Origin of the sequence: Pseudomonas sp. CG7 (assembly GCF_023701885.1) — a bacterium.
GTDB classification, from domain to species: domain Bacteria; phylum Pseudomonadota; class Gammaproteobacteria; order Pseudomonadales; family Pseudomonadaceae; genus Aquipseudomonas; species Aquipseudomonas zanjanensis.
The window spans coordinates 114,401-120,132 of record NZ_JABAEE010000006.1; the positions used below are offsets into that span (position 1 = coordinate 114,401).

3 protein-coding genes and 2 pseudogenes are annotated in these 5,732 nt (G+C 62.3%); 3 read left to right on the forward strand and 2 right to left on the reverse strand.

Annotation, left to right across the window (positions count from 1 at the left end; genetic code table 11):
- Positions 1–133 precede the first annotated feature (133 nt).
- Positions 134–2,482 (reverse strand): bifunctional acylase PvdQ, encoded by a 2,349-nt coding sequence (gene pvdQ, locus HGO40_RS04680; RefSeq protein WP_250962087.1) that lies wholly within the window; start codon positions 2,480–2,482, stop codon positions 134–136.
- A gap of 295 nt (positions 2,483–2,777) precedes the next feature.
- Between pvdQ and HGO40_RS04685 the strand changes: the two genes are divergently transcribed.
- On the forward strand, positions 2,778–3,158 hold the full coding sequence (locus tag HGO40_RS04685; RefSeq protein WP_186705708.1) for a fe2+ zn2+ uptake regulation protein: 381 nt from the start codon (positions 2,778–2,780) through the stop codon (positions 3,156–3,158).
- A 9-nt stretch (positions 3,159–3,167) separates the two neighbouring features.
- On the opposite strand, the gene HGO40_RS04690 is transcribed toward HGO40_RS04685, so the two are convergent.
- On the reverse strand, positions 3,168–3,356 hold the full coding sequence (locus HGO40_RS04690) for a hypothetical protein (RefSeq protein WP_186705709.1): 189 nt from the start codon (positions 3,354–3,356) through the stop codon (positions 3,168–3,170).
- 291 nt (positions 3,357–3,647) lie between these two features.
- On the opposite strand from HGO40_RS04690, the pseudogene HGO40_RS30760 reads away from it, so the two are divergent.
- Together HGO40_RS30760 and HGO40_RS30765 are read left to right on the forward strand one after the other, a co-directional pair.
- A pseudogene (locus HGO40_RS30760) lies at positions 3,648–4,181 on the forward strand (PDC sensor domain-containing protein); the annotation flags it as partial.
- A gap of 879 nt (positions 4,182–5,060) precedes the next feature.
- Positions 5,061–5,588: pseudogene (locus HGO40_RS30765) on the forward strand (methyl-accepting chemotaxis protein); the annotation flags it as partial.
- Between the last annotated feature and the right edge of the window lie 144 nt (positions 5,589–5,732).

Consider the following 5,732-nt stretch of genomic DNA (forward strand, 5'->3'; position numbering starts at 1 on the left):
CATTCCCCACCCGGGGCGGCGGGTCGTGGCGGCGGTTGGGCGGCTCCGCTGCCCCTTGGGTGAGCGCTTCGCGCTCAAGCGGGAGCAAGCTCCCTCGCCACGGGTTTGCCGAACGCCTCAGGTACAACAGCGGTTATTGCGTCGCCACCCTGCCCGCCTCATCCCGCTCACGAATAATCAGGACCTGATACTGTGGATCAGCCTTGATCTGCTGTTCGGTGAAGGGCAGCACACTCCACTGTTTCTGCGAAAACGCCTGGGTCTGGTCGGCCGAATAAGGCGAAGCAGGGTCGCTGGAAATGGAGAACGCCAACAGCCCCTGGGCTTGTGGACCTTTATCGTCAAACGTCACCACTTGCAGGTAGCTGGTGCCGCTGACCACCTCTCGCTTGCCGTTCGCCCCCGGCACGCTCTGGATCGCGTTATAGATGCCCAGCTCCCCGGGGCCGCCGTGGATCGGTGTCTGTCGGGCGCCACTGCTGGCCACCTGGACGTCTTGCCATCGGCTGTCCTTCGACAACCCGGCAGCCTTCACCGCCTCCACCGAGGCCAACATGGCTTCGCGCACGGCCTTGAGCACAGGCGGCCGCTCAATCGCCAGGCCGCGCGGGGTGCGTTGCGGATCCTTGGGATCGAACGCGACGCGCCATGAGTCAGGCAGCGCCTGCAGCCGTTCCATGATCTGCTGGAAATGCACGAACCCCAGGCCGCTATTCAAACCAGCCTTGCGATCCCAGGCCTTGAGGCTGGCACAGGCTTCGGCCAACGTCCGCGCATCGCTCCCCAGGTCACCGGCGCATACGCTGAGCAGGTCCGGCATCACCTGGTCCGCCAGGTACACCTGATCGTCCATGACCATGTGTTGCAAATCCTCCACCTTCACCGGCCCGGCCTTGGCCAACTGGCCCATCCGCTCGAGCGCAAAACGCGCGCGCAGCCCCAGTGGCTGGCCGTGCTGGCTGATCAACGGGGAATAACCGGACAAGGGTTGCGCCGGGTTGACCATCCAGGCCGAATCGTTGGAGTTCTGCACATAATCACGACGCAGCAGCTGCGGGAGCTTGTCGGCGGCATAAATGCCCTTCTGTACCGCTTTGGCATCGCTGCCCCAGGCACATTCGCTGCGAGAACCATCCAGCACGATCATCTGCAACCCGGCCCTGGGATCGCTGCACCGGGACAGTTTGTCGGCATCGACGTTCGGCACCACCGACACATTCATGTAGAGGCTTTGCCCCTGGTCGTCCACCGCCAGGGTATTGACCCAGGGAATGCCCTGGATCTCATGGACGGCGGCCTGCAAGTCCTTGAGCGTGACCGCCTTGTTCATGGCGTACCACTGGGCCAGCACCCGATCGTTTTCCAGGTTCGCGTCCCGCAGGCTGTAGGCGAACCGGTTATCCCAGTCCAGCCGGCCGGGCCATTGCACGATCGGGCCGAACTGCGAGCCATAGACCACGCGGGAAACCGTCTGCACCTGGCCGTCGGGTTGCTGGATGTCCACTGTGACCGTCTGTTGGCTCTTCGGTACGGACTTGCCATCGAGCAAGTAGCGGGTCGGGTCCTTCGGGTCGAGTTGCAGGCGGTACAGGGTGAAATGCTTGGAACTGTCGACGGTGTGGGTCCAGGCCAGGTGCTGGCTGAAACCGATGTTAATCATCGGCAGGCCTGGCAGCGCCGCGCCCATGACGTCCAGCTTGCCGGGAATGGTCAGGTGCATCTGGTAGAAACGCATGCCGCCCACCCACGGAAAATGCGGGTTCGCCAACAACATCCCACGACCGTTGAACGAGCGCTCACTGCCGATGGCCAGGGCATTGCTGCCGCGCTCCAGGGCAAAACGCTGCTGCCGGGTCGCGGCGGCAGCGAAACTCGCGGCCGGAGCGGCGGCGAGCGCGGTCGCCTTGGGCGGTTGCGCACCTGCCAGGGCTTCGGCGAATTGGCCGACGCCGCCTTCCACCAACAACCGACGGGTCAACTTGACCAAGTCCAGCGCAGTGATTGGCCGTACCCACTCGCTGGCGCACTGTTCGGGCAGGCCCTTGGCCTTGTGCTCGGCCAACGCGCGGTTGTAGCCCGCCGCATAGCCTTCGACCAATTGCTGCACTTGGGGCGTCTGGGCCTGCCAGAAACCGGAAACCGCTTGCGGCGTATTGAGCCAGTTGAAGAACAGGTCGCTGACGCGGTTCTCCCGCTGTTCGACCGTGACCTGCTCGGGCCCGAAATAACGCGAGCGCTGGGCGTTGACCGTAACAATCTCATTGGCCAGCAGGCACAGGTTGTCCTGGGCGTAGGCATAGCCGATGCCATAACCCAACCCACGCTCGTCCTGAGCCCGGATATGCGGCACGCCAAAACGGGTGCGCCGGATCTCGGCACTGGCCTGCGCCCCATCGTCCTGCGCATAGACCACAGGGCTGAGCCCGAGGGCGATCCCTAGAAAAGCGCCTGTAAGGCCAACCCTCGATAACTGCCCGGACATTCTCACGTTCTCTCCTGATGAAAACCGCAAAAACCAGAACGGCTACCGCTGCGCCTGTAGACAACACTCGGCCCGCCTGGGAAATCACACCCCGCATGCTGAACCGGAATGTGCCTACCTTGAAAACGAACCGGATAAAAAAAAATTAATGGCCTGGCGCCGCTTGAGCACGGGGGTTTGACGAAGCCGGGGCAATTTTTTCACATCGCCGCCTTCATGATTGCCCATCCTCGTTCGTCCTATAACAGGAGAGTATTCGTGACCTTTTCTGATCAGGCTGGTAAGGAGTTTCTGCATGCGTAACGCGCAACTGCCCATGGAGGGCAAGCCAAGGCCGACCGGCGTCTCGCTGAATGCCACCCACCGTGAATTCGACAGGCCGCCAGAGCGCGGCGGCAACGACCACATCAGGCGCCTGCTCAAGAGCTTCGGGCTCAGGACCAGCCTGATTCGCCTCAAAGTTATCGATGCGCTGCTCAAGGCCGCCCACGAAAACCGCTGCCTGGGCGTGCGTGGTGTGCACAGCCAGTTATTGGGGCTGGACATTCCGTTGTCCTTTCTCAGCGTGCGCGAGGTGTTGAAGCGCCTGTGCAGCGAGGGCGTCGTGACCCTCAACCCCGATAAAAGCTACCGCCTGCACCCCAGCGCGATGGCCGTGCTCGAAGCCGAGGATTGAACCCGGCGCTCAGGGCTTGACCTTGCGCCGCATCACGCCGTTGATCACCACCACGATGACCGCCACGGCAATGGCGATGTATTGAAACAGCTGCTCGCTGATCATGCCCTGGCCCTGCATCCAGGACAGCCCCAGCATGATTGCCAGGACGACGAGAACGATCAGAATCGAGTATTTCAAACGTTGCGAATGAGTCATTGCCAATTTCCTGAATGTATCCGTTCTGTATCCAAAGGCTGCCAGGTCCATACCGTATTGCCGGAATGACAGGCTGCCAAGGGGGCATCATGGTACAGCCGAAGGCAAGTCTTCGTGCAATCCCCTCGTTTTATTCCTTGACCGACTGACCTCTAAAGCTGCATCACCCCAGGCCGATACAATCAGGACTGCCCATCCGCCTGCTCCAGAAAGTCGCCTTCGTGCAAGGATTTCCACATGCCCTCATTCCGAACGATTCAGGCTCGCTACACCCTGTTCCTGGTCATTTTCATGCTGGTGTTGTCCCTCCTGACCGTGGTGGGCATCAGTTACCTGGTGGCGCCCAAGCTGCGCCAGACTGAAGAGCAAGTGGCGCTGAACCGCATCGCCGAGGTTGCCGAGCAGATCCAGGGCGAACTGAACAAGGTGCAGGCGCAGCAACGCAGCATCACCCAGACCATCCCGTTGCTCGACAGCGATGCCATCGACAAAGTATTGCCGGGGCTGGTTGACCAGTACGGCGAGTTGAAAGTATTCGGCGGCGGGATCTGGCCGTTGCCCAACCAGCGGGCCGAGGGACGTAGCAAGTTCAGCACGTTCTGGCATCGCGATGCGTCCGGCAAGCTGGTGGTCAATACCTTCTGGAACAGTGACGCCGCGCCCAACTATTACGAGCAACCCTGGCACAAGGGCGGCATGGCCACGCCGCCTGGCAAATGCGCCTGGGCCGCAGCCTATAAAGACGACGCCAGCGCCGAGCCCCGCACCAACTGCGCCATGGCCATCCAGAAGAATGGCGTGCCTTACGGCGTGTCCACCATCGACGTGACCCTGGGCTTCTTCAACGACCTGATTGCGCGCAAGGAAGCCGACCTGAGCGCCGAAATGCTGATCGTCGAAGGCGACGGCAAGATCATCAGCAACAGTTCGCGCATCAGCGGGCCGATCGTGTTGAAGACTATCGGCGACCTGGCGGCATCCTCGCCATTCGCTGCCCAGGTCAAGGCAGGCCTGGCCAAGCGTGACCAGCCGTTGCAGCGGGTCGAGTTCGACAACAAGGGCGAGGCCAGCACCTTCTTCATGCGCCCTATCGAAGGTTCGCCGTGGTTCCTTGCCACTGCGCTGCCAACCCGACTGATCACCGCCCAACGCGACGATGTGCTGAACACCTTGAGCCTGCTGCAGATCCCAATGGTGATCCTGTTGGTGTTGATGCCACTTTACGCGATCCGCCAATTGACCCCCCGCATGAAGGTGCTCAAAGGCAACATCGACGCCTTGTCCACGGGCGATGCCGACCTGACCCGACGCATCATCATCCGGGCCGAGGATGAATTGGGCGCGATCGGTCATTCGGTCAACCGCTTCATCGCTTACCTGCAAGGCATGATCGGTGAAGTCACCCAGGCCACCGGCGCCATGGCGTCGAGCCTCGGCGATCTGCAGCGGACCTCGGCCCACACCAGCGAAATCCTGATGCGCCACGCCTCGGAAACCGACCAGACCGTGACCGCCATTACCCAGATGAGCTCCACGGCCGAAAGCGTCGCGCAAAACGCCGCCGAGACCGCCGCGTTCACCCAACGCGCCAACGAGCATGCCGACCGCTCCCGCGTGGTGGTTGGCGAGGCCTCCAACAGTGTGGTGGCGCTGATCGATGAGGTGGCCAGCGCCACCCGCAAGGTCGAGAGCATGCAACAGGACGCCCAGCGCATTACCGAGATCCTTGGCGTGTTCGGCGCCATCGCCGGGCAGACCAACCTGCTGGCCCTCAACGCCGCCATCGAAGCCGCCCGGGCCGGTGAGCAAGGCCGTGGTTTTGCCGTGGTGGCCGACGAGGTCCGCGCCCTCGCCGCTCGCACCCAGGCCAGCACCTCGGAAATCAACGAAATGCTGACCCGCCTGACCCAGGGCGTGAGTTCGTCGGTCTCGGCCATGGAAAACACCCAGGCCAGCTGCCAGTCGGCCGCCGATGCGACGTCACGGGTGAACTCGGGCCTGGACGAAATGGCCGGCTCGGTCAGCCAGATCAACAGCCTGAGCACCCAGATCGCCACCGCCGCCGAGCAACAGAGCGCGGTGACCGAGGAGATCAATCGCAGCATGGTGCAAATCCGCCACATGGTGGAGGAACTGGTGGAAAGCGGCTTGGCCAGCGAAGCCAATACCCGGCAACTGCTGGAAGCCAATACCCGGGTGAATGCGATCATGGGACGGTTCAAGGTGCGCTAAGGCGACACGCAAATTCCAGATCTGCCCTCCTGTGGGAGCGAGCTTGCTCGCGATGAGGTCCTGACGAAGGCAAAGAAGATAGTGTGCTGACAGGGTTGATGAGGGCCTCACGCAGCCCCGCGGGTTATGTGGGGGCGCGCGGGG

What these genes read in the sequence shown, in the direction of transcription:
- HGO40_RS04685 (WP_186705708.1), top strand. Translation starts at nt 2,778, where the DNA reads ATGCGTAACGCGCAACTGCCCATGGAGGGCAAGCCAAGGCCGACCGGC.
- pvdQ (WP_250962087.1), bottom strand. Translation starts at nt 2,482, where the DNA reads ATGTCCGGGCAGTTATCGAGGGTTGGCCTTACAGGCGCTTTTCTAGGG.
- HGO40_RS04690 (WP_186705709.1), bottom strand. Translation starts at nt 3,356, where the DNA reads ATGACTCATTCGCAACGTTTGAAATACTCGATTCTGATCGTTCTCGTC.